Below are 20,969 nucleotides of genomic sequence, written 5' to 3'. Positions count from 1 at the left end.
GGGTTAGAAGACAATGGGAATCCGTAAGTACAAGCCGACCACGCCGGGCCGTCGTGGCTCCAGCGTCGCCGACTTCGCCGAGATCACCCGGTCGACGCCGGAGAAGTCTCTGCTGGCTCCGCTGCCCAAGAAGGGTGGTCGCAACGTCCACGGCCGCATCACCACGCGGCACCAGGGCGGTGGCCACAAGCGGCAGTACCGGCTGATCGACTTCAAGCGGGTCGACAAGGACGGCGTGCCGGCCAAGGTCGCGCACATCGAGTACGACCCCAACCGCACGTCGCGCATCGCGCTGCTGCACTACGCCGACGGCGAGAAGCGCTACATCCTCGCGCCGAAGGACCTCAAGCAGGGCGACCGGGTCGAGTCCGGACCGGGCGCCGACATCAAGCCGGGGAACAACCTTCCCCTGCGCAACATCCCGGTCGGTACGACGGTCCACGGTGTGGAGCTTCGTCCCGGCGGTGGCGCCAAGCTGGCCCGTTCGGCCGGTGTCGGCATCCAGCTGCTCGGCCGTGAGGGTGCGTACGCCACGCTGCGTATGCCCTCCGGTGAGATCCGGCGGGTCGACATCCGTTGCCGCGCGACGGTCGGCGAGATCGGCAATGCCGAGCAGTCGAACATCAACTGGGGCAAGGCCGGCCGCATGCGCTGGAAGGGCAAGCGCCCGTCCGTCCGCGGTGTCGCCATGAACCCGATCGACCACCCGCACGGTGGTGGTGAGGGTAAGACCTCCGGTGGTCGCCACCCGGTCAACCCGGCTGGTAAGCCGGAGGGCCGTACCCGCCGCAAGGGCCAGGAGAGCGACAAGCTGATCGTTCGCCGCCGCTACGCCACCCGCAAGCGCGGGTAACGGGAGTTAAAAGATGCCACGCAGCCTGAAGAAGGGCCCGTTCGTCGACGACCACCTGCTCAAGAAGGTGGAAGTTCAGAACGAGAAGAACTCGAAGAACGTCATCAAGACCTGGTCGCGCCGCTCGATGATCATCCCGGACATGCTCGGGCACACGATCGCGGTGCACGACGGTCGCAAGCATGTCCCGGTGTTCATCACCGAGGCCATGGTCGGCCACAAGCTCGGCGAGTTCGCTCTGACCCGCACGTTCAAGGGTCACGAGAAGGACGACCGCAAGAGCCGTCGTCGCTAGTCAGTCCACGGATAAGAAAGGGGTCACAGCGATGCCAGTCAAGAACGACGCACCGGCGCTTCCGGGCAGTCGTGCGGTTGCCAAGCACGTCCGCATCTCGCCGAGCAAGGCACGCCGTGTGGTCAACCTCGTCCGCGGTCTGCCCGCGAAGGAGGCTCTGATCGTCCTGCAGTTCGCGCCGCAGGCGGCGAGCGAGCAGGTCTACAAGGTGCTCGCGAGCGCTATCGCGAACGCGGAGAACAACGAGCGGCTCGACCCGGACGCGCTCCTGGTCAGCGAGGCGTTCGTCGACGAGGGCCCGACGCTCAAGCGGTTCCGTCCGCGGGCGCAGGGCCGGGCGTACCGGATCCGCAAGCGCACCTGCCACATCACGATCGCCGTCGAGGCGGTCCAGGTCGCCCGGCCCGCCAAGAAGGCGGCCGCGGCGAAGAAGGCGGCGCCGGCCAAGTCCGCGCCCGCCGCGCAGTCCCAGACCACGGAGGAGTCCGAGTAATGGGCCAGAAAGTTCACCCCACCGGATTCCGCCTCGGTATCTCCACCGACTGGAAGTCCCGGTGGTTCGCCGACAAGCTCTACAAGGACTACATCGGCGAGGACGTCAAGATCCGCCGCATGATGTCCAAGGGCCTCGAGCGCGCCGGCATCTCCAAGGTCGACATCGAGCGGACCCGTGACCGGGTGCGCGTCGACATCCACACCGCCCGGCCGGGCATCGTCATCGGCCGTAAGGGCGCGGAGGCCGACCGGATCCGCGGCGAGCTCGAGAAGCTCACCGGCAAGCAGGTCCAGCTCAACATCCTCGAGGTGAAGAGCCCGGAGTCGGACGCGCAGCTCGTGGCGCAGGGCGTCGCCGAGCAGCTGTCCTCCCGTGTCAGCTTCCGCCGGGCGATGCGCAAGGCCATGCAGTCGGCGATGAAGAACCCGATCTGCAAGGGCATCCGCGTGCAGGTCTCCGGCCGCCTCGGCGGCGCGGAGATGAGCCGTACGGAGTTCTACCGCGAGGGTCGCGTTCCGCTGCACACGCTGCGCGCGAACATCGAGTACGGCTTCTTCGAGGCCCGCACGACGTTCGGCCGCATCGGCGTGAAGGTCTGGATCTACAAGGGCGACGCCGTTCCGGGTCGCGAGGTCGTCACCGAGGCTCCGGCGCGTCCGCGCCGCGAGCGTGGTGACCGCCCCGACCGTCCGCGTCGTGGCCGTTCCGGTTCGTCCGGCACGACCGCCGGCGGCACCGAGGCCGGGCGTGCCGCCCAGGCCGCGGCCGCCGAGACGAACGAGACCGCCGCTGCTCCGGCCGCGGCCGAGAAGCAGCAGGAGGGCTGACCCATGCTGATGCCGCGTAAGCCCCCGAAGGGCTTCCGCAAGCCGCACCACCCGGACCGCCACGGCGCGTCCAAGGGCGGCAACCGGGTCGTCTTCGGTGAGTTCGGTATCCAGGCGCTGGAGCCCGCGTACGTGACCAACCGGCAGATCGAGTCGGCCCGTATCGCGATGACCCGCCACATCAAGCGTGGCGGCAAGGTCTGGATCTCGGTCTTCCCGGACAACGCACTGACGAAGAAGCCGGCCGAGACCCGCATGGGTTCCGGTAAGGGTTCTCCCGAGTGGTGGGTCGCGAACGTCAAGCCGGGACGGATTCTCTTCGAGATGTCCTTCCCGAACGAGACGATCGCGCGCGAGGCGATGCGCCGCGCGATCCACAAGCTCCCGATGAAGTGCCGCATCGTGACACGCGAAGTGGGTGAAAGCTGATGGCAGCGGGCGTTAAGGCAGCCGAGCTGCGCGAGCTCTCCGAGGAGGAGCTGATCGCGCGGCTGCGGGAGGCCAAGGCGGAGCTGTTCAACCTTCGCGTGCAGGGCGCGACCGGCCAGCTCGACAATCACCGTCGACTGCAGGTCGTCCGCAAGGACATCGCGAAGATCTACACGATCATGCGTGAACGTGAGCTCGGGCTCTCGGTTGCGCCGGACGAGGTGACAGCATGAGTGACGAGAGCACGGCCACCGCGGCCCGGGCGAACCGCAAGGTCCGCGAGGGTCTCGTGGTCAGCGACAAGATGGACAAGACCGTCGTCGTCGAGGTCGAGGACCGCGTGAAGCACGCCCTCTACGGCAAGGTTCTGCGTCGTACCCGCAAGCTCAAGGTGCACGACGAGCAGAACGCGTGCGGCGTTGGCGACCGGGTTCTCCTGATGGAGACCCGTCCGCTGTCCGCCACCAAGCGGTGGCGTGTCGTGGAGATCCTCGAAAAGGCCAAGTGAGTGCGCTGGGCCGGTCCCACGGGGCCGGCCCGGCCACCCCCGTCCAACCACCCCGCCGCCGCCCTTAAGCGGACTAAAGGCGGACTGTTCCGCCAAGCTTCGGCCCCCGGCTGAAGAACTGGCAGACATAGGAGACAGACGTGATCCAGCAGGAGTCGCGACTGCGCGTCGCCGACAACACGGGTGCCCGGGAGATTCTGTGCATCCGCGTGCTCGGCGGCTCCGGTCGCCGTTACGCGAGCATCGGCGACGTCATCGTGGCCACGGTCAAGGACGCCATTCCCGGCGCCGGTGTGAAGAAGGGTGACGTCGTCAAGGCCGTCATCGTCCGCACCGCCAAGGAGAAGCGCCGTCCCGACGGCTCGTACATCCGCTTCGACGAGAACGCCGCCGTCATCATCAAGGACGGCGGGGACCCCCGCGGCACCCGCATCTTCGGCCCGGTCGGCCGCGAGCTGCGCGACAAGCGGTTCATGAAGATCATCAGCCTGGCGCCGGAGGTGCTCTGACCGTGAAGATCAAGAAGGGCGACACGGTCGTCGTCATCGCCGGCAAGGACAAGGGCGCGAAGGGCAAGGTCATCGCGGCCTACCCGACGCGGGACAAGGTCCTGGTCGAGGGCGTCAACCGCATCAAGAAGCACGAACGTATTCGCACCACCCAGCGTGGTTCGAAGACCGGTGGCATCGTCACCCAGGAAGCCGCGATCCACATCTCGAATGTGCAGCTCGTGGACGACCAGGGCAAGCCGACCCGCGTCGGGTACAAGGTCGACGAGAACGGCACCAAGGTCCGTATCGCGCGTACGACCGGTAAGGAAATCTGATGACTGCCGCCACCGAGACCAAGACGCTTCCGCGTCTGAAGCAGAAGTACCGCTCGGAGGTCGTCGCCGGCCTTCAGGAGCAGTACAAGTACGGCAACCCCATGCAGGTTCCCGGCCTGGTGAAGGTCGTCGTGAACATGGGTGTTGGCGAGGCCGCCCGCGACGCCAAGCTGATCGACGGCGCCGTGCGTGACCTGACCACCATCACCGGTCAGAAGCCGCTCGTGCGGCGGGCGACCAAGTCCATCGCGCAGTTCAAGCTGCGTGAGGGCATGCCGATCGGCGCGAAGGTGACCCTGCGCAACGACCGGATGTGGGAGTTCCTCGACCGGCTTCTGTCGATCGCCCTCCCGCGTATCCGTGACTTCCGCGGCCTCGACGGGCGCAAGCTCGACGGGCACGGTAACTACACCTTCGGCCTGACCGAGCAGTCGGTGTTCCACGAGATCGACCAGGACCGGATCGATCGCCCGCGGGGCATGGACATCACGGTGGTCACCACCGCGACGACCGACGACGAGGGCCGGGCGCTGCTCAAGCTCCTGGGCTTCCCGTTCAAGGAGAACTGAGCATGGCTAAGAAGGCGCTGATCATCAAGGCGGCCGCGAAGCCGAAGTTCGCCGTGCGTGCCTACACCCGCTGCCAGAAGTGCGGTCGCCCGCACTCGGTCTACCGCAAGTTCGGCCTCTGCCGTGTTTGCCTGCGGGACATGGCGCACCGGGGCGAGCTGCCCGGCGTGTCGAAGGCTTCCTGGTAACCCCCGTCCAACCGCCCCGCCGCCGCCCTTAAGCGGACTAAAGGCTGTTTACTTTGTACTACCGCTTCGCCGTAGGCCCGGCCCGGCTGGGAACCCCGGCGAGAAAGGTTGACGAACACCCATGACGATGACGGACCCGATCGCAGACATGCTGACGCGTCTGCGTAACGCCAACCAGGCGTACCACGACAAGGTGACCATGCCCTTCTCGAAGATCAAGGCGAACATCGCCGAGGTCCTCAAGAGCGAGGGCTACATCGCCTCCTGGACGGCCGAGGAGCCCGAGGAAGGCGCCGTCGGCAGGCGTCTGGTCGTTGAGCTCAAATACGGCCAGAACCGCGAGCGCAGCCTCGCCGGAATCAAGCGCGTCTCGAAGCCCGGCCTCCGGGTTTACGCCAAGTCCGAGGAGCTCCCGCGGGTGCTCGGCGGACTCGGTGTCGCGATTATTTCGACGTCCCAGGGGCTGCTGACCGACCGGCAGGCCCGCAAGCGGAGCGTTGGCGGGGAAGTCCTCGCCTTCGTCTGGTAACTGGAGACTGAGAAACCATGTCGCGAATCGGACGTAAGTCGATCCCGGTCCCGGCCGGCGTCGACGTCACCATCACGGGCCAGACCGTCAAGGTCAAGGGCCCCAAGGGCGAGCTGTCGCACACCGTCTCGGAACCGATCACGGTCGAGAAGGACGGTGCCGAGCTGCACGTCAACCGCCCCAACGACGAGCGCAAGGCCAAGGAGCTCCACGGCCTGTCGCGTACCCTCGTCGCCAACATGATCGTCGGCGTCACCGAGGGCTACAAGAAGACGCTCGAGATCAACGGCACCGGTTACCGGGTCACGGCCAAGGGCAAGGACCTCGAGTTCGCCCTGGGCTTCTCGCACCCGGTCAACGTCGTGCCGCCGGCTGGCATCAGCTTCTCCGTCGAGAAGCCGACCCAGTTCACGGTCGCGGGCATCGACAAGCAGCTGGTCGGCGAGGTTGCCGCCAACATTCGGAAGATCCGCCCGCCGGAGCCCTACAAGGGCAAGGGCGTGAAGTACCAGGGCGAGGTCATCCGCCGTAAGGCTGGAAAGGCAGGTAAGAAGTGACCGCCACGCTTCTCAAGCGTCGCAACGGCGCGGGTGTGTCCGCCAAGCGGGCTGTCGGGAAGGCGCGTCGCCACTTCCGAGTCCGCCGGAACGTCTTCGGCACGGCCGAGCGGCCGCGTCTGGTCGTCACCCGTTCCGCGCGGCACATCACCGCGCAGATCATCGACGACCTCAAGGGCCACACCCTGGCCTCGGCCTCCACGCTCGACACCTCCCTGCGGGGTGGCGAGGGTGACAAGAGCGCGAAGGCCGGCAAGGTCGGCGCTCTCCTCGCCGAGCGGGCCAAGGCCGCGGGCGTGTCCAAGGTCGTCTTCGACCGCGGTGGCAACAAGTACGCGGGGCGGATCGCCTCGCTGGCTACTGCCGCTCGCGAAGCCGGACTCGAGTTCTAGGAGGAATTGACCAATGCCTGGTCAGCAGCGCCGAGGCGGCGGGTCCGGCGGTAACACCGAGGGTGGCAACCGCCGGGACAACCGCCGTGAGGGCGGCCGCGGCAACGCGCCCGTCGAGAAGACCCCGCATCTCGAGCGGGTCGTCGCGATCAACCGTGTCGCCAAGGTCGTCAAGGGTGGTCGTCGCTTCAGCTTCACCGCCCTGGTGATCGTGGGCGACGGCGACGGCACCGTCGGCATCGGCTACGGAAAGGCCAAGGAGGTGCCCGCGGCCATCGCCAAGGGTGTCGAGGAGGCCAAGAAGCACTTCTTCAAGGTTCCGCGGATCGGCGCCACGATCCCGCACCCGATCACCGGCGAAGCCGCCGCGGGTGTCGTGCTCCTCAAGCCGGCCTCCGCCGGTACCGGTGTTATCGCCGGTGGCCCGGTGCGTGCCGTGCTGGAGTGCGCGGGCATCCACGACGTGCTCTCGAAGAGCCTCGGCTCGTCGAACCCGATCAACATCGTGCACGCGACCGTGGCCGCTCTGAAGGGCCTGGAGTCGCCGGAGGCCGTCGCGGCCCGTCGTGGCCTGCCGGTCGAGGACGTGGCGCCGGCGGCCATGCTGGCGGCGCGTGCGGAAGCGGCGGTGCGGTGATGGCTCGTTTGAAGGTCACCCAGGTCCGGTCCGCCATCGGGCGCAAGCAGAACCAGCGGCACTCGCTGCGTTCGCTCGGCCTGAAGCGGATCAACGACGTGGTGGTCAAGGAGGACCGTCCCGAGATTCGGGGCATGATCTTCGCCGTGAACCACCTCGTCACTGTTGAGGAGGTCGAGTAATGGCGATCAAGGTCCACCACCTCCGCCCGGCGCCCGGAGCCAAGACCCCGAAGACCCGCGTGGGTCGCGGTGAGGGCTCCAAGGGTAAGACCGCCGGTCGCGGTACCAAGGGCACCAAGGCCCGCTACCAGGTTCCGGCCCGCTTCGAGGGTGGGCAGATGCCCATCCACATGCGGCTGCCGAAGCTGAAGGGCTTCAAGAACAAGAACAAGGTCGTCTTCCAGGTCGTGAACCTGGACCGTCTCGCCGCGCTGTTCCCGAACGGCGGCGAGGTCGGACCGGACGAGCTGGTTCAGGCCGGCGCGGTCCGCAAGGGCCAGCTGGTCAAGGTGCTGGGCTCGGGCGAGCTGGACGGCGTGTCGCTGACCATCTCGGCGCACGCGTTCAGCGAGTCGGCCAAGGAAAAGATCGCCGCTGCTGGTGGTTCCGCCACCGAGCTGTGATGCTCGTGGGGGTGCTCGCCCGTGCGACGCGAAACGCGTCGTTCGGGCGGCATCCCCATTCTGGCGTCTGACCTGGGGTTTCATAACCGGGTGAAATGCCTACCCGCGGTGACGGCTACCGTGCTCCACCGTGGGGCGACAAGACTGTTAGAGTCCGTTCCCAGCTAGAGATATCGGTCGTCCGGACCGATGCCTTCCCCCACCCGCCCGCCGCGGCGGAAAACCTCGCGCAGGAGGAAGAAGTTGCTCTCCGCCTTTACCAGTGCGTTCCGGACGCCTGACCTGCGCAAGAAACTTTTGTTCACGGTCGCGATCATCGCTCTGTACCGGCTCGGCGCTACCTTGCCCAGCCCCGGTGTCTCGTACACCAACGTGCAGAAGTGCATCCAGATCGTGAATGACCAGAACTCCGGCGGCGTCCTCAACCTGCTGAACCTGTTCTCGGGTGGCGCGCTGCTCCAGTTGTCGGTGTTCGCGCTCGGCATCATGCCGTACATCACCGCCTCGATCATCCTGCAGCTGCTGACCGTGGTGATCCCCCGCCTCGAGCAGCTCCGCAAGGAGGGCCAGTCCGGCCAGGCGAAGATCACGCAGTACACGCGCTACCTGACGCTCGGCCTCGCGGTCCTGCAGTCCTCGGCCTTCGTCGCCCTGGCGCGGACCGGCCAGCTGTTCGGCAACGCGTGTGACCAGAGCGACCCCTCGATGCAGATCATCCCGGAGAACACCGGGCTGCCGATGTGGCTCACGCTCTCGGTCCTGGTGCTGACGATGACCGCCGGCACCGGCATGGTCATGTGGCTCGGCGAGCTCATCACCGACCGCGGCGTCGGCAACGGCATGTCCGTCCTGATCTTCACCTCGATCGCCGCCCGCCTCCCCGGCGAGGGCTGGACGATCAAGGAGTCGAGCGGCGTCGGCAAGTTCGTGCTCGTCATCGTCCTGGTCCTGGTCATCATCGGCCTGGTGGTCTTCATCGAGCAGGCCCAGCGCCGCATCCCGGTGCAGTACGCCAAGCGGATGATCGGCCGGCGGATGTACGGCGGCACGTCGACCTACATCCCGCTCAAGGTCAACCAGGCCGGTGTCGTCCCGGTCATCTTCGCCTCGTCGCTGCTCTACCTGCCGCAGCTCTACCTGCAGTTCTTCGACCCGAACAACCTCAAGGGTTACCAGGTCTGGATCCAGAAGTGGCTGGCCGACCCGACGAGCGAGATCTACATCGGCGTCTACTTCCTGCTGATCATCTTCTTCACGTACTTCTACGTCTCGATCACGTTCAACCCGACCGAGGTCGCGGACAACATGAAGAAGTACGGTGGTTTCGTGCCGGGCATCCGCCCCGGTAAGCCGACCGCCGACTACCTGGACTTCATCCTCAGCCGGATCACCCTGCCGGGCGCGCTCTACCTGGGCCTGATCTCGGTCCTGCCGAACTTCTTCTTCATCTGGCTGAACCAGCAGCAGTACCAGAACTTCCCGTTCGGTGGTACGGCTGTGCTGATCATGGTGGGTGTGGGTCTGGAGACGGTGAAGCAGATCGAGAGCCAGTTGATGCAGCGCAACTACGAAGGATTCCTCCGGTAGTGGCGACCGGGAGCCGGGGGGCTCTTGCGTCGAGGATCTCAACGACTCAAAGCGAGGCGATGTAGGTGCGGCTGGTGCTGGTGGGCCCTCCGGGGGCCGGCAAGGGGACCCAGGCTGAGTTCATTGCCGCCCATCTCGCCGTACCGAAGATCTCGACGGGCGACATCTTCCGGGCGAACGTGTCGCAGGGCACGCCGCTCGGTGTCGAGGCGAAGCGGTACATGGACGCGGGCCAGCTCGTCCCGGACGAAGTGACCATCAACATGGTCCGGGACAGGCTGGCCGAGCCGGACGCCGGCGACGGCTTCCTGCTCGACGGCTTCCCGCGCACGGTTCCCCAGGCGTCGGCCCTCGACAAGCTCCTGGCCGACCTGGGCACCGCGCTCGACCTCGTGATGGAGCTCGTGGTCGACGACGACGAGGTCATCCGGCGGCTCTCGGGCCGCCGGACCTGCCGCGGCTGCGGCAAGATCTGGCACGTCGAGTTCGACCCGACCAGCAAGGAGAACATCTGCGACCGCTGCGGGTCGGAGCTGTTCCAGCGGGACGACGACAAGGCCGAGACGATCGCCAACCGCCTGGTCGAGTACGCGGAGAAGACCGCTCCTCTGGTCGACTTCTACGGCGCTCAGGGCAAGCTGGTGGGCATCGACGCGACCGGCCCGGTCGAGGACGTCACCGTGCGCGCCATCGACGCCCTGCGGTCCTACGGGGGCTGACGTGCGCCGCCCTCAACTCGACATCCAGATCAAGACGCCCGAGCAGATCGAGAAGATGCGTGCCGCCGGCCTGGTGGTCTTCGCCGCGCTCGACGCGATGCGTGAGGCCGTGGCACCGGGCGTCTCCACCGGCGACCTCGACGCGATCGCCGAAAAGGTCATCCGCGACGCCGGCGCCGTCCCCTCGTTCAAGGGCTACCACGGCTTCCCGGCCTCGATCTGCGCCTCGGTGAACGACCAGGTCGTGCACGGCATCCCGAGCACCGAGCAGATCCTGGCCGAGGGCGACCTGCTCTCGCTCGACTGCGGGGCGATCCTCGACGGCTGGCACGGTGACTCGGCCATCACGATCGGGGTCGGCGAGACCGACCCGGCGCTGCTGCGCATGGCCGAGGTGGCCGAGGACGCCATGTGGGCCGGCATCGCGGCCGCCGCCCGCGGCGCGGCCAACGGCCGGGGCAAGCTCACCGACATCTCCTTCAACGTGGAGAAGGCGGTCCGCAAGGGCGGGCGGTACGGCATCGTGGACGGCTACGGCGGCCACGGCATCGGCACCGAGATGCACCAGGACCCGCACGTGCTCAACCACGGCAAGCCCGGCAAGGGCCCGCGGCTGGTGCCCGGCCTGTGCCTGGCGATCGAGCCGATGATCACGATGGGCTCGCCGCGGACGGCCGAGCTCGACGACGGCTGGACCGTGGTGACCCGCGACGGCTCCTACGCCGCTCACGTGGAGCACACCATGGCCCTGCTGGAGGACGGTGTGTGGGTCACCACGGCGCCGGACGGCGGCCGGGGCCGCCTGGGCGATCTGGTGACGTCCCGACAGCCCTGAGGCCGAAGCTTCCGGTTCTGGTGCCGGGCTGGCACTCTGGGTGGTATGAGCCGTGACCAGATGCGCGCCGGCGACGACGATCGCCGGCAGACCGCCGACACGCTCAAGACCGCGCTGGACGAGGGCCGGCTCGACCTCGCCGAGTACGACGAGCGCCTTCAACGGGCGTACGCCGCGAAGACGTACGCCGAACTGGATCTTTTGATCGCCGATCTTCCCGGCAGTCAGCCGGCCCAGCCGGCGCCGGTGGCCAAGCCGGTGAAAGCCGGCCGCGAGGCGACGGTCGAGTGGGTCGGGCAGGTGTGGAGCGCCTGGGCGTTCGTGACGCTGCTGACCACGGCCATCTGGCTCATCACGAGCCTGGCCGGCAACGAGTGGCAGTATTTTTGGCCGATCTGGGTCGCCGGCCCGTGGGGCGTCCTCCAGCTGTTCGCGACGATCGGCGGTCTGGCCGGCGGCGCCCCGCGCAAGATGGTCGAGGAGCGGGAACGCAAGCGTGAGCGCAAGGAGCGCAAACGTGAACGCCGCGCCCTGAAGGCTTCCCCCGCGGAAAAATGGGATATGTCCGATTCAAAGGTCGCCGACACACCCGACCACGGGTAGCGCAGACCTCGGTTTGGTGTCCCTGCTGAGCGGGCGTACACTGGCTAGCTGGCGCGCCTGCGTCCACTCCCGCATGTCTTCAGCGCTTCGAAGGCGAGTGGGAGCCGCGGCTGGCTCAGGTCACTATGTGACCTAAGTGAGACGTCAGGTCGCGTTAGCCCCGATTCCCAGTGTCAGGTAGCGGAGGACATGCCCAAGAAAGACGGAGCCATCGAGATCGAGGGCCGCGTGATCGAGCCCCTGCCGAACGCCATGTTCCGCGTTGAGCTCGCCAATGGTCACAAGGTACTTGCACACATCTCCGGCAAGATGCGGCAGCACTACATCCGCATCCTTCCCGAGGACCGAGTTGTCGTCGAGCTTTCGCCGTACGACCTCACCCGTGGGCGAATCGTCTACCGCTACAAGTGACTGGGCGCGGGGACCTCGTATCCCGTCCCGCTGAGAGTTAAGGCAAACCGTGAAGGTCAAGCCGAGCGTCAAGCGGATCTGCAACAACTGCCGGGTCATCCGGCGGCACGGCCGCGTCATGGTCATCTGCAAGACCGACGCGCGCCACAAGCAGCGCCAGGGCTGAGCCCCGGAGCTGCCAGATCCGGCACATGCAAGAGCCTTTCCCAGTCACCTCGGTGACTACACCCCCGGCGCGGAGGCCGGGGCCCGTCCGGGCAGACGGGGTGGGAAGGCCCAGACCTCCGAACGATTCTGAGGAGTACGCCCACTTATGGCTCGACTCGTCGGCGTCGATCTTCCCCGCGAGAAGCGGATGGAGATCGCGCTCACCTACATCTACGGGATCGGTCGCACCCGTGCCGTCGAGGCACTGACCGCCACCGCGATTGACCTGAACAAGCGCGCCAAGGACCTCACGGACGAGGAGCTGGTCCAGCTCCGCGACTACATCGAGGGCAATTTCAAGGTTGAGGGTGACCTGCGCCGCGAGGTCGCCGCGGACATCCGCCGCAAGGTCGAGATCGGCTCTTACGCCGGCATCCGCCACCGCCGGGGCCTGCCCGTGCGCGGTCAGCGGACCCGGACCAACGCTCGTACCCGCAAGGGCCCGAAGCGCACGGTCGCCGGTAAGAAGAAGCCCGGTCGGAAGTAATAGGAGCGCACTGACTTATGCCACCGAAGGCACGCGCTGGGGCCGCTGTAAAGAAGGTCCGGCGCAAGGAACGCAAGAACGTCGCCCACGGGCAGGCGCACATCAAGAGCACCTTCAACAACACCATCGTGTCGATCACCGACCCGACCGGTGCTGTCATCTCCTGGGCCTCCTCCGGCCAGGTGGGCTTCAAGGGCTCCCGCAAGTCGACCCCGTTCGCCGCGCAGCTGGCCGCCGAGGCCGCCGCTCGCCGTGCCATGGAGCACGGCATGCGCAAGGTGGACGTGTTCGTCAAGGGTCCGGGCTCCGGTCGTGAGACCGCGATCCGTTCGCTGCAGGCCGCCGGCCTCGAGGTCGGGCAGATCTCCGACGTCACGCCGCAGCCGCACAACGGTTGCCGTCCGCCGAAGCGCCGCCGGGTCTAAGGGAGAGATCGAAGCAATGGCTCGTTACACAGGTGCGGACTGCAAGCGCTGCCGCCGCGAGAAGATGAAGCTGTTCCTCAAGGGCAGCAAGTGCGACGGGCCGAAGTGCCCGTTCGAGTCGCGTCCCTTCCCGCCCGGCCAGCACGGCCGTGGCCGGACCAAGGAGACCGAGTACCTGCTGCAGCACCGCGAGAAGCAGAAGGCCCGCCGCGTCTACGGCGTGCTCGAGAAGCAGTTCCGCGGTTACTACGAGGAAGCGGTCAACAAGCAGGGCAAGACCGGTGAGGTCCTCCTGCAGATCCTCGAGTCCCGTCTCGACAACGTCGTCTACCGGGCCGGCCTCGCGCAGTCCCGGGACATGGCCCGGCAGCTGGTCAAGCACGGCCACTTCCTGGTCAACGGCGTGAAGGTCGACATCCCGTCGTACCGCGTCAAGGAGAAGGACATCATCACGACCCGGGAGAAGTCGAAGGAGATGACTCCTTTCGTCGTCGCCCAGGCTCAGGCCGGTTCGCGTCCGGTTCCGGCGTGGCTGGAGCCGATCCCGAGCGAGATGAAGGTCCTCGTGCACTCGCTCCCGGCCCGGGCTGTCATCGACACCCAGGTCCAGGAGCAGCTGATCGTCGAGCTCTACTCCAAGTAGTGCTCTACCGGGGGCGCCGATCGGCGCCCCCGGTGCATCACCGAAGGCCATCAAATAGTGGGTGGCCCGACAGAAAGAAGAAGTAGCGTGCTCATCAGCCAGCGGCCGACCCTCTCCGAGGAGTCGATCAGCGAGACCCGCTCCCGGTTCACCATCGAGCCCCTCGAGCCCGGTTTCGGGTACACCCTCGGCAACTCGCTGCGGCGTACCCTGCTGTCGTCCATCCCCGGTGCTGCTGTCACCAGCATCAAGATCGACGGCGTTCTGCACGAGTTCACCACCATCCCCGGTGTCAAGGAGGATGTGGTCGAGCTGGTCATGAACGTCAAGGAGCTCACCGTCAGCTCCGAGCACGACGAGCCGGTCAGCATGTACCTGCGCAAGCAGGGCCCGGGCGACGTCACCGCCGGTGACATCCAGCCCCCGGCCGGCGTGTCCGTGCACAACCCCGACCTCAAGCTGGCCACGCTCAACAGCAAGGGCCGGCTCGACATGGAGCTCACCGTCGAGCGGGGCCGTGGCTACGTCACGGCGGCGCAGAACAAGAGCGCCGGCGCCGAGATCGGCCGCATCCCGGTCGACTCGATCTACTCGCCGGTCATGAAGGTGACCTACCGCGTCGAGGCGACCCGTGTCGAGCAGCGCACCGACTTCGACCGTCTGATCATCGACGTCGAGTCCAAGGCTTCCATCTCGCCGCGCACCGCGCTGGCCTCGGCCGGCTCGACGCTGGTCGAGCTGTTCGGCCTCTGCCGCGAGCTGGACGAGACCGCCGAGGGCATCGACATCGGCCCGTCGCCGCAGGACGCGCAGCTCGCTGCCGACCTGGCGCTGCCGATCGAGGAGCTCGACCTGACCGTCCGGTCGTACAACTGTCTCAAGCGTGAGGGCATCAACAGCGTTGGTGAACTCATCGGGCGGACGGAGGCCGACCTTCTGGATATAAGGAATTTCGGTCAGAAGAGCATCGACGAGGTCAAGATGAAGCTCGCCGGAATGGGCCTGGGCCTCAAGGACAGCGCGCCGTCCTTCGACCCCGCTCACGTCGTGGACTCGTTCGGCGACGTGGACTACGACACCGACGATTACCGCGAGACCGAGCAGCTCTGAGTTTTTAAGCTCGGCCATCTAAAGGAGCATTGGAAATGCCCACGCCCACCAAGGGAGCCCGCCTCGGCGGCAGCCCGGCGCACGAGAAGCTCATCCTGGCCAACCTGGCCACCGAGCTTTTCCGGCACGGGAAGATCAAGACCACTGAGGCCAAGGCCCGCCGGCTGCGCCCCCTGGCTGAGCAGCTCATCACCAAGGCCAAGCGCGGCGACCTGCACAACCGTCGCCGGGTGCTGGCCACGGTGAAGGACAAGGACGTCGTGTACGCCCTGTTCGAGCAGATCGCGCCGCGCTACGGCAACCGCCCGGGCGGCTACACCCGGATCACCAAGACCGGCCCGCGCAAGGGTGACGCCGCTCCCATGGCCGTCATCGAGCTGGTCGAGGAGCTCCAGGTGGCGGCGACCACCGCGCCGGCCAAGAAGGCCGCCCGCAAGGCCACCGCGCAGCAGGACAAGGTCGAGGCCCTGGCCCGCGAGGACGAGGCTCCGGCCACCGCGCCGGCCGCCAAGGCCGACACCGACGCCGACCAGGACGCCGAGGCTCCGGTCAACGCGTCCGGTGACAAGGGTGCCGAGGGCCCGGGCGACCAGGCCGAGGGCGACGACACCAAGGCGTGACGTAACGCGAAAGACCCGGTGCTCCCTGATATGGGGGCGCCGGGTCTTTTCTTATGGGGAGAGACATGGAATCGATCCGGCTGCGGCTGGACGTGTCGTACGACGGGGGCGACTTCTCCGGATGGGCCGCGCAGCCCGGGCGGCGGACGGTGGCCGGGGTGCTCGTGGCGGCGCTCGGCCGGCTGGTCGACGCCTCCTCCCTGGGGCTGACGGTCGCCGGGCGTACGGATGCGGGGGTGCACGCCTCCGGTCAGGTCTGCCACATCGATCTGCCCCTTGAAGCGTTCACCCAGCTCGAAGCCTCGCTGATGCGGCGGCTGGCCGCGCTCATGCCGCCCGACGCGCGGGTGCGGGCGATCCGGCCGGTGCCGGCGACCTTCGACGCGCGGTTCTCGGCCACGTTCCGCCGGTACGAGTACCGGGTCGCCGACACCGGGTGGGGACCGGAGCCGCTGCGGCGGCACGACACCATCGGCTGGGTGCGGCCGCTCGACCTGGACCGGCTCAACGCGGCCTCGCAGTGGCTGACCGGCGAGCACGACTACGCCGCGTACTGCAAGCGCAAGGAGCACGCCACCACGATCCGGGCCATCAACCGGCTCGACTGGCGGCGCGACCCGGACGGCGTCTGCGTGGCCACGGTGCAGGCCGACGCGTTCTGCCAGTCGATGGTCCGCAGCCTGGTCGGCGCCCTGCTGACGGTCGGCGACGGGCGCCGCGACCCGGGCTGGCCGGCCACCCTGCTGAGCCGCACGGAGCGCTCCAGCGAGGTCACAGTGGCCCCGGCCCACGGGCTTACGCTGGTCGAGGTGGGTTATCCGGCGGAGGCCGATTACGCCGTACGGGCCGAAGCTACCCGGCGACTACGGGCCTGAGCAGCGACTCGGCCAGGTGGGTGTCGATGATCTCGGCGGTGATGCGCACGGCCGCCGGATCGTCGCTGGGCACCAGCTGGCCGTCGGCCCGGGTGATCACGCAGTAGAGCAGGTAGTGGCCCCGGGCGTGCCAGCCCACCTGCGGCGTGGTCGTGCCGGCCTCGGCCGCGGGCAGCGTCGCGAACCCGCCGTCGCCGCCCTCCACCACGTCGCGCAGCAGATCCTCGACCTCGGCCGCGCCGGCCTCGTCGGCCAGGTTGAACGCCCCGGCCGTGACCCGATATCCGGGGTACGGCGCGATCAGACCGGCCCGGACCACCTCGCCGCAGCCGTACCGTTCGAGCAGGACGCCGAGCTCACCCGTCGTCGCCTCGGCGCAGTCGGCGCTCATATGGCGAAGATCGATGGTGTACGGGCCGGCCGCGCCCTCCGGGCGCAGCTGATCCCGGTCACCGAAGACCGAGCCGAGCGAGAGCGCCTGGGGCTGGGACACCTCGGCCGGCGCGAGGGTGGTGGCCGGCGCCCGGTCCCGGAACCGGTCGGCGAAGACCAGGAAACCGAACATGCCGAGCAGGGCGAACAGGATCAGGGCGGCCAGGCCGCGGGTGAGCAGCTGAAAAGGGCGCAACGGCTCCGCGCGGGCGCGGCGCCGGGCCCGGGGCGGGTCCGGGCGGTGCTGCCCGGCGGACGCGGCGCCCCGCACCAGCAGGGCCAGGCCGCCGTCGGCGGTCGCGCGGTGGGCCGGTCGGGAAGGGGTGCCGTACCGCATGCGGTCACGCTAGGAGCGCATGGTGATCAATGAACGCACAGTTTGTGCGGCACCCCGGAGGTTGGCGCCGTGGTGAAAACCGGCAGACTTGACGGGTGACCGCCGACCATTACTTCAGCGCCGAGCCGACCACGCCCGACCAGCGGCGTGAGATCCGGTTCAGCGTCTCGGGCCAGGAATACAAGCTCGCCACCGCGGCCGGCGTGTTCTCGTCGGGACGGCTCGACCCGGGCACGACCGTGCTGCTGGAGAAGGGCGACCTGCCGGCGGGCGGGGTCCTGCTCGACCTCGGCTGCGGATATGGGCCGATCGCGTGCGTGCTGGCCCGCACGGCCCCCGGCGCGGTGGTGCACGCCGTCGACGTCAACTCGCGGGCCCGGCAGCTCACCGGGGAGAACGCGGCCGCGCTCGGCCTGACCGTCCACGTGGCGGCGCCCGACGACGTGCCGGCCGGCGTCACGTTCGACGAGATCTGGAGCAACCCGCCCACCCACGTCGGCAAGGCCGAGCTGCACGCGATCATGGAGCGCTGGCTGCCCCGGCTCGCCCCCGGCGGCGTGGCCTGGCTGGTGATCAACCGCAATCTCGGCGGCGACTCCCTGCACGCGTGGCTCGTCGAGAAGGGCTGGGACGTCTCGCGGGTGGCCAGCAAGAAGGGCTTCCGGGTGCTGCGGGTGACCGCGAAAACCGGCTGACTTCCGGGCACTCACCGGGGAAGATGTCGGCCATGGGGTACGTGGATGTCGCCGGCGCCGGATTCGTGCTGCCCGACGGGCGGCGGCTGTTCGCCGACGTCTCGTTCCGGGTCGGTGAGGGAGCCAAGGTCGCCCTGGTCGGGCCGAACGGCGCGGGCAAGACCACGCTGATGCGGATGGTCGCCGGTGACCTGTCCACGCCGGAGGGTGGCATCGCGCGCTCCGGTGGGCTCGGCGTCATGCGCCAGTTCATCGGCATGATCGGCGACGACCGTACGCTGGCCGATCTCGCTCTTTCCCTGGTGAAACCGGCGCTGTCCGAGGCGGGGGAGCGGCTCGAGAAGGCCGCGGCGGCCCTCGACGACTCGGAGCGCAGCCAGCTGGCGTACGCCAATGCCCTGGCCCATTGGGGCGAAGTCGGTGGTTACGACGCCGAGGTGCTCTTCGACACCGTGGCCGTCGCGATCCTCGACAAGCCGTGGGACCTGGTCAAACAGCGTCCTGTGCGGACACTCAGCGGCGGTCAGCAGAAAAGGTTCGCGCTCGACCTGCTGCTGCGCGGCGACGACGAGGTCCTGCTGCTCGACGAGCCGGACAACTTCCTCGACGTGCCGGGCAAACGCTGGCTCGAGTCGCGCCTGCGCGAGTCACCCAAATCGGTCCTCTACGTCTCGCACGACCGCGAACTGCTGGCGCAGACGGCCGACCGCGTGGTGACGGTCGAGGGCGGCAGCGCGTGGACCCACCCGGGCGGCTTCGCGTCGTGGCACGAGGCGCGGGTGCACCGCCACTCCCGCCTCGAGGAGAACCGCCGGCGCTGGGAGGAAGAGCATCAGAAGCTTCGCGAGCTGGTGTTCATGTACAAGCAGAAGGCGGCCTACAACTCCGACATGGCCTCGCGCTACCAGTCGGCGCAGACCCGGCTGCGCAAGTTCGAGGAGGCCGGCCCGCCCCCGCTGCCGCCGAAGGACCAGTCGCTGCGGATGAACCTGCGCGGAGGCCGTACGGCGAAACGCGCGGTGATCCTGGAACAGCTGGAGCTGGAGGACCTGACGTTCCCGTTCGACCTGGAGATCTGGTACGGCGACCGGGTGGCGGTGCTGGGCGCGAACGGCACCGGCAAGTCACACTTCCTGCGCCTGCTGGCGGCGGGCGGCTCGGACCCCGAGGCGGAGAACAAGCCGGTCGACGGCGCCCCGCTGGCCCGCGTGGCCCACAACGGGGTGGCCCGGCTCGGCGCCCGGGTGCGGCCCGGCCACTTCTCGCAGACCCACGACCGTCCCGAGCTGCTCGAACGCACCCTGGTCGAGATCCTCTGGCGAGGCGACGACCACCGTTCGGGCATGGATCGGGCCGGGGCGATGAAGGCGCTGAACCGCTACGAGCTGGCCGGGCAGGGCGACCAGCTCTTCGGCACCCTGTCCGGCGGCCAGCAGGCCCGTTTCCTGGTGCTGTTGCTGGAGCTGTCCGGCGCCACGGTCCTGCTGCTCGACGAGCCGACGGACAACCTCGACCTGGCGTCGGCCGAGGCCTTGGAGGAGGGTTTGCGCCTGTTCGAGGGAACGGTGATCGCGGTAACTCACGACCGCTGGTTCACCCGCTCGTTCGACCGCTTCATCCTCTTCCAGGGCGACGGCGAGGTCGTCGAGACCCCAGAGCCGGTCTGGGACGTCCGTTGACCAGAGGGCGTCCCGGCCGGAGCTGGGACGCCCACAGGGTCAGGCGTTGGGGGCTACCTCGGCCAGTGGGACGTAGACCTTGCCGCCGGACTCGACGAACTCGGCTGACTTCTGGGACATGCCCATGGCCTTCAGTTCGTGGCTGATTTTCATGGAGCAGAACTTCGGGCCGCACATCGAGCAGAAGTGGGCTGTCTTGGCGGCCGGGGCCGGCAAGGTCTCGTCGTGGTAGGCGCGGGCCGTCTCCGGGTCCAGGGCCAGCTCGAACTGGTCCTCCCAGCGGAACTCGAAACGGGCCTTGGACAGGGCGTCGTCCCAGGCCTGGGCGCCCGGGTGGCCCTTGGCCAGGTCGGCCGCGTGTGCGGCGATCTTGTAGGCGATCATGCCGGCCTTCACGTCGTCCTTGTCGGGCAGGCCCAGGTGCTCCTTGGGGGTGACGTAGCAGAGCATCGCGGTGCCGAACATGCCGATCATCGCGGCGCCGATCGCTGACGTGATGTGGTCGTAGGCGGGGGCGATGTCCGTGGCCAGCGGGCCCAGCGTGTAGAACGGCGCGCCGCCGCACAGCTCGACCTGGAGGTCCACGTTCTCCTTGATCTTGTGCATGGGTACGTGGCCTGGGCCCTCCACCATCACCTGCACGTCGTACTCCCAGGCGCGGTGGGTCAGCTCGCCCAGCGTGCGCAGCTCGGCGAACTGGGCCGCGTCGTTGGCGTCGGCGATCGAACCCGGGCGCAGGCCGTCGCCCAGGGAGAACGTGATGTCGTACCGGGCGAAGATCTCGCAAAGCTCGTCGTAGTGGGTGTAGAGGAAGTTCTCCTCGTGGTGGGCGAGACACCAGGCCGCCATGATCGAGCCACCGCGGGAGACGATCCCGGTGACCCGGTCGGCGGCCAGCGGCACGTGCGGCAGCAGCACGCCGGCGTGGATCGTCATGTAGTCGACGCCCTGCTCGGCCTGCTCGATGATGGTGTCGCGGAACAGTTCCCAGGTCAGCTTGACCGGATCGCCCTTGACCTTCTCGAGCGCCTGGTAGATCGGCACGGTGCCGATCGGGACCGGCGCGTTCCGGATGATCGCCTCGCGGGTCTCGTGGATGCGGGGGCCGGTCGACAGGTCCATCACCGTGTCCGCGCCCCAGCGGGTCGCCCACGTCATCTTCTCGACCTCCTCGGCGACCGACGAGGTCACCGCGGACGTGCCGATGTTCGCGTTGACCTTCACCAGGAAGCGGGAGCCGATCACCATGGGCTCCGACTCGGGATGGTTGACGTTCGCCGGCAGCACGGCCCGGCCGGCCGCGATCTCGTCGCGCACCAACTCCACCGGGACGTTCTCGCGGACGGCGACGAACTCCATCTCGGGCGTCGTCTCGCCGGCCCGGGCCGCGGCGAGCTGCGTCTTCCGGGTGCCCCACGGTTTACGCAGCGGCGGCAGGCCGACCTCCGGATCGCTGCCCGGGCCCGAGGTGTCGTAGAGCCGCACGGGGTCGTTCCCGTCGCTCAGCACGACCTCCGAGAACGGCACCTTCATGTCGGGCCGCGATCCCTCGACGTACACCTTGCGCCTCATG

The 20,969-nt window shown here is 68.1% G+C and carries 33 protein-coding genes; 31 read left to right on the top strand and 2 right to left on the bottom strand.

The window, feature by feature from the left end:
* The first annotated feature begins 13 nt into the window (after nt 1-13).
* From rplB to truA, 29 genes are all read left to right on the top strand, one after another.
* Nucleotides 14-853, top strand: a complete 840-nt coding sequence (rplB, locus tag ACFY36_RS24595; protein WP_499748287.1) for a 50S ribosomal protein L2 — start codon at nt 14-16, stop codon at nt 851-853.
* A gap of 13 nt (nt 854-866) precedes the next feature.
* Nucleotides 867-1,148, top strand: coding sequence for a 30S ribosomal protein S19 (rpsS, locus tag ACFY36_RS24590; RefSeq protein ID WP_097322773.1), 282 nt, complete (start codon nt 867-869; stop codon nt 1,146-1,148).
* Between the two features lie 31 nt (nt 1,149-1,179).
* Nucleotides 1,180-1,641 (top strand): 50S ribosomal protein L22, encoded by a 462-nt coding sequence (gene rplV / locus ACFY36_RS24585; RefSeq protein ID WP_499748286.1) that lies wholly within the window; start codon nt 1,180-1,182, stop codon nt 1,639-1,641.
* Nucleotides 1,641-2,471: a small ribosomal subunit protein uS3 gene (rpsC, locus tag ACFY36_RS24580; protein ID WP_498694336.1), complete on the top strand. Its 831-nt coding sequence runs from the start codon at nt 1,641-1,643 to the stop codon at nt 2,469-2,471. The genes rplV and rpsC overlap by 1 nt, the downstream gene beginning before the upstream one ends.
* Before the next feature lie 3 nt (nt 2,472-2,474).
* Nucleotides 2,475-2,900: a 50S ribosomal protein L16 gene (rplP, locus tag ACFY36_RS24575; protein WP_097322770.1), complete on the top strand. Its 426-nt coding sequence runs from the start codon at nt 2,475-2,477 to the stop codon at nt 2,898-2,900.
* Nucleotides 2,900-3,133: a 50S ribosomal protein L29 gene (gene rpmC, locus ACFY36_RS24570; protein ID WP_360245572.1), complete on the top strand. Its 234-nt coding sequence runs from the start codon at nt 2,900-2,902 to the stop codon at nt 3,131-3,133. The genes rplP and rpmC overlap by 1 nt, the downstream gene beginning before the upstream one ends.
* Nucleotides 3,130-3,408, top strand: a complete 279-nt coding sequence (rpsQ, locus tag ACFY36_RS24565) for a 30S ribosomal protein S17 (RefSeq protein ID WP_499748285.1) — start codon at nt 3,130-3,132, stop codon at nt 3,406-3,408. Before rpmC ends, rpsQ begins: the two co-directional genes overlap by 4 nt.
* 140 nt (nt 3,409-3,548) lie before the next feature.
* Nucleotides 3,549-3,917, top strand: coding sequence for a 50S ribosomal protein L14 (gene rplN, locus ACFY36_RS24560; RefSeq protein ID WP_015619002.1), 369 nt, complete (start codon nt 3,549-3,551; stop codon nt 3,915-3,917).
* Nucleotides 3,914-4,234, top strand: a complete 321-nt coding sequence (gene rplX, locus ACFY36_RS24555) for a 50S ribosomal protein L24 (protein ID WP_498661509.1) — start codon at nt 3,914-3,916, stop codon at nt 4,232-4,234. The genes rplN and rplX overlap by 4 nt, the downstream gene beginning before the upstream one ends.
* Nucleotides 4,234-4,803, top strand: coding sequence for a 50S ribosomal protein L5 (gene rplE / locus ACFY36_RS24550; protein ID WP_499748284.1), 570 nt, complete (start codon nt 4,234-4,236; stop codon nt 4,801-4,803). The genes rplX and rplE overlap by 1 nt, the downstream gene beginning before the upstream one ends.
* Before the next feature lie 2 nt (nt 4,804-4,805).
* Nucleotides 4,806-4,991 (top strand): type Z 30S ribosomal protein S14, encoded by a 186-nt coding sequence (locus tag ACFY36_RS24545; RefSeq protein WP_023358191.1) that lies wholly within the window; start codon nt 4,806-4,808, stop codon nt 4,989-4,991.
* A 121-nt stretch (nt 4,992-5,112) separates the two neighbouring features.
* Nucleotides 5,113-5,520, top strand: a complete 408-nt coding sequence (gene rpsH, locus ACFY36_RS24540; protein WP_499748283.1) for a 30S ribosomal protein S8 — start codon at nt 5,113-5,115, stop codon at nt 5,518-5,520.
* Between the two features lie 17 nt (nt 5,521-5,537).
* Nucleotides 5,538-6,077 (top strand): 50S ribosomal protein L6, encoded by a 540-nt coding sequence (gene rplF / locus ACFY36_RS24535; RefSeq protein ID WP_499748282.1) that lies wholly within the window; start codon nt 5,538-5,540, stop codon nt 6,075-6,077.
* The gene (gene rplR, locus ACFY36_RS24530) at nt 6,074-6,469 is read left to right on the top strand and encodes a 50S ribosomal protein L18 (protein WP_498656988.1); all 396 of its coding nucleotides are present in this window, start codon (nt 6,074-6,076) and stop codon (nt 6,467-6,469) included. The genes rplF and rplR overlap by 4 nt, the downstream gene beginning before the upstream one ends.
* 13 nt (nt 6,470-6,482) lie before the next feature.
* Nucleotides 6,483-7,106 carry a 30S ribosomal protein S5 gene (gene rpsE / locus ACFY36_RS24525; RefSeq protein ID WP_097322762.1) on the top strand — a complete coding sequence of 208 codons (624 nt, stop codon included), beginning with the start codon at nt 6,483-6,485 and terminating at the stop codon, nt 7,104-7,106.
* A complete protein-coding gene (gene rpmD / locus ACFY36_RS24520) occupies nt 7,106-7,288 on the top strand; it encodes an uL30 family ribosomal protein (RefSeq protein ID WP_498694339.1) in 183 nt (60 codons plus the stop codon). The genes rpsE and rpmD overlap by 1 nt, the downstream gene beginning before the upstream one ends.
* Entirely contained in the window at nt 7,288-7,731 is a 444-nt protein-coding gene (gene rplO, locus ACFY36_RS24515) for a 50S ribosomal protein L15 (RefSeq protein ID WP_097322761.1), read from the top strand. Before rpmD ends, rplO begins: the two co-directional genes overlap by 1 nt.
* A gap of 243 nt (nt 7,732-7,974) precedes the next feature.
* The gene (gene secY, locus ACFY36_RS24510; RefSeq protein WP_498656991.1) at nt 7,975-9,318 is read left to right on the top strand and encodes a preprotein translocase subunit SecY; all 1,344 of its coding nucleotides are present in this window, start codon (nt 7,975-7,977) and stop codon (nt 9,316-9,318) included.
* Between the two features lie 65 nt (nt 9,319-9,383).
* Entirely contained in the window at nt 9,384-10,037 is a 654-nt protein-coding gene (locus ACFY36_RS24505) for an adenylate kinase (RefSeq protein ID WP_030436520.1), read from the top strand.
* A gap of 1 nt (nt 10,038) precedes the next feature.
* Entirely contained in the window at nt 10,039-10,872 is an 834-nt protein-coding gene (gene map / locus ACFY36_RS24500) for a type I methionyl aminopeptidase (RefSeq protein ID WP_499748281.1), read from the top strand.
* Between the two features lie 45 nt (nt 10,873-10,917).
* Complete coding sequence (locus ACFY36_RS24495) at nt 10,918-11,475, top strand: DUF1707 SHOCT-like domain-containing protein (protein ID WP_499748280.1); 558 nt, start codon at nt 10,918-10,920, stop codon at nt 11,473-11,475.
* A gap of 189 nt (nt 11,476-11,664) precedes the next feature.
* Entirely contained in the window at nt 11,665-11,886 is a 222-nt protein-coding gene (gene infA / locus ACFY36_RS24490; protein ID WP_007073013.1) for a translation initiation factor IF-1, read from the top strand.
* Nucleotides 11,887-11,935: 49 nt separating this feature from the next.
* Nucleotides 11,936-12,052, top strand: a complete 117-nt coding sequence (gene rpmJ, locus ACFY36_RS24485; protein ID WP_015619018.1) for a 50S ribosomal protein L36 — start codon at nt 11,936-11,938, stop codon at nt 12,050-12,052.
* Nucleotides 12,053-12,199: 147 nt separating this feature from the next.
* Nucleotides 12,200-12,580: a 30S ribosomal protein S13 gene (gene rpsM, locus ACFY36_RS24480; protein WP_097322757.1), complete on the top strand. Its 381-nt coding sequence runs from the start codon at nt 12,200-12,202 to the stop codon at nt 12,578-12,580.
* A 17-nt stretch (nt 12,581-12,597) separates the two neighbouring features.
* Nucleotides 12,598-13,005: a 30S ribosomal protein S11 gene (gene rpsK, locus ACFY36_RS24475; protein WP_014440747.1), complete on the top strand. Its 408-nt coding sequence runs from the start codon at nt 12,598-12,600 to the stop codon at nt 13,003-13,005.
* Nucleotides 13,006-13,021: 16 nt separating this feature from the next.
* Nucleotides 13,022-13,648, top strand: coding sequence for a 30S ribosomal protein S4 (gene rpsD, locus ACFY36_RS24470; RefSeq protein ID WP_097322756.1), 627 nt, complete (start codon nt 13,022-13,024; stop codon nt 13,646-13,648).
* An 87-nt stretch (nt 13,649-13,735) separates the two neighbouring features.
* A complete protein-coding gene (locus ACFY36_RS24465) occupies nt 13,736-14,758 on the top strand; it encodes a DNA-directed RNA polymerase subunit alpha (protein WP_097322755.1) in 1,023 nt (340 codons plus the stop codon).
* Between the two features lie 35 nt (nt 14,759-14,793).
* The gene (gene rplQ / locus ACFY36_RS24460) at nt 14,794-15,378 is read left to right on the top strand and encodes a 50S ribosomal protein L17 (RefSeq protein WP_499748279.1); all 585 of its coding nucleotides are present in this window, start codon (nt 14,794-14,796) and stop codon (nt 15,376-15,378) included.
* Nucleotides 15,379-15,443: 65 nt separating this feature from the next.
* The gene (gene truA / locus ACFY36_RS24455) at nt 15,444-16,253 is read left to right on the top strand and encodes a tRNA pseudouridine(38-40) synthase TruA (RefSeq protein ID WP_499748278.1); all 810 of its coding nucleotides are present in this window, start codon (nt 15,444-15,446) and stop codon (nt 16,251-16,253) included.
* Here the strand turns inward: truA and ACFY36_RS24450 are convergent.
* Nucleotides 16,231-17,022, bottom strand: a complete 792-nt coding sequence (locus ACFY36_RS24450; protein ID WP_499748277.1) for a hypothetical protein — start codon at nt 17,020-17,022, stop codon at nt 16,231-16,233. The genes truA and ACFY36_RS24450 overlap by 23 nt on opposite strands.
* A 95-nt stretch (nt 17,023-17,117) precedes the next feature.
* On the opposite strand from ACFY36_RS24450, the gene ACFY36_RS24445 reads away from it, so the two are divergent.
* Entirely contained in the window at nt 17,118-17,717 is a 600-nt protein-coding gene (locus ACFY36_RS24445; RefSeq protein WP_499748276.1) for a class I SAM-dependent methyltransferase, read from the top strand.
* Nucleotides 17,718-17,740: 23 nt separating this feature from the next.
* Entirely contained in the window at nt 17,741-19,396 is a 1,656-nt protein-coding gene (locus ACFY36_RS24440) for an ABC-F family ATP-binding cassette domain-containing protein (RefSeq protein WP_499748275.1), read from the top strand.
* Between the two features lie 39 nt (nt 19,397-19,435).
* Here the strand turns inward: ACFY36_RS24440 and thiC are convergent, their stop codons facing one another.
* On the bottom strand, nt 19,436-20,968 hold the full coding sequence (thiC, locus tag ACFY36_RS24435; protein WP_499748274.1) for a phosphomethylpyrimidine synthase ThiC: 1,533 nt from the start codon (nt 20,966-20,968) through the stop codon (nt 19,436-19,438).
* Nucleotide 20,969: the final 1 nt, after the last annotated feature.

The sequence above is a fragment of the Actinoplanes sp. NPDC000266 genome, from assembly GCF_042899005.1.
GTDB lineage: Bacteria > Actinomycetota > Actinomycetes > Mycobacteriales > Micromonosporaceae > Actinoplanes.
This window is presented reverse-complemented; position numbering and strand designations above follow the sequence as displayed.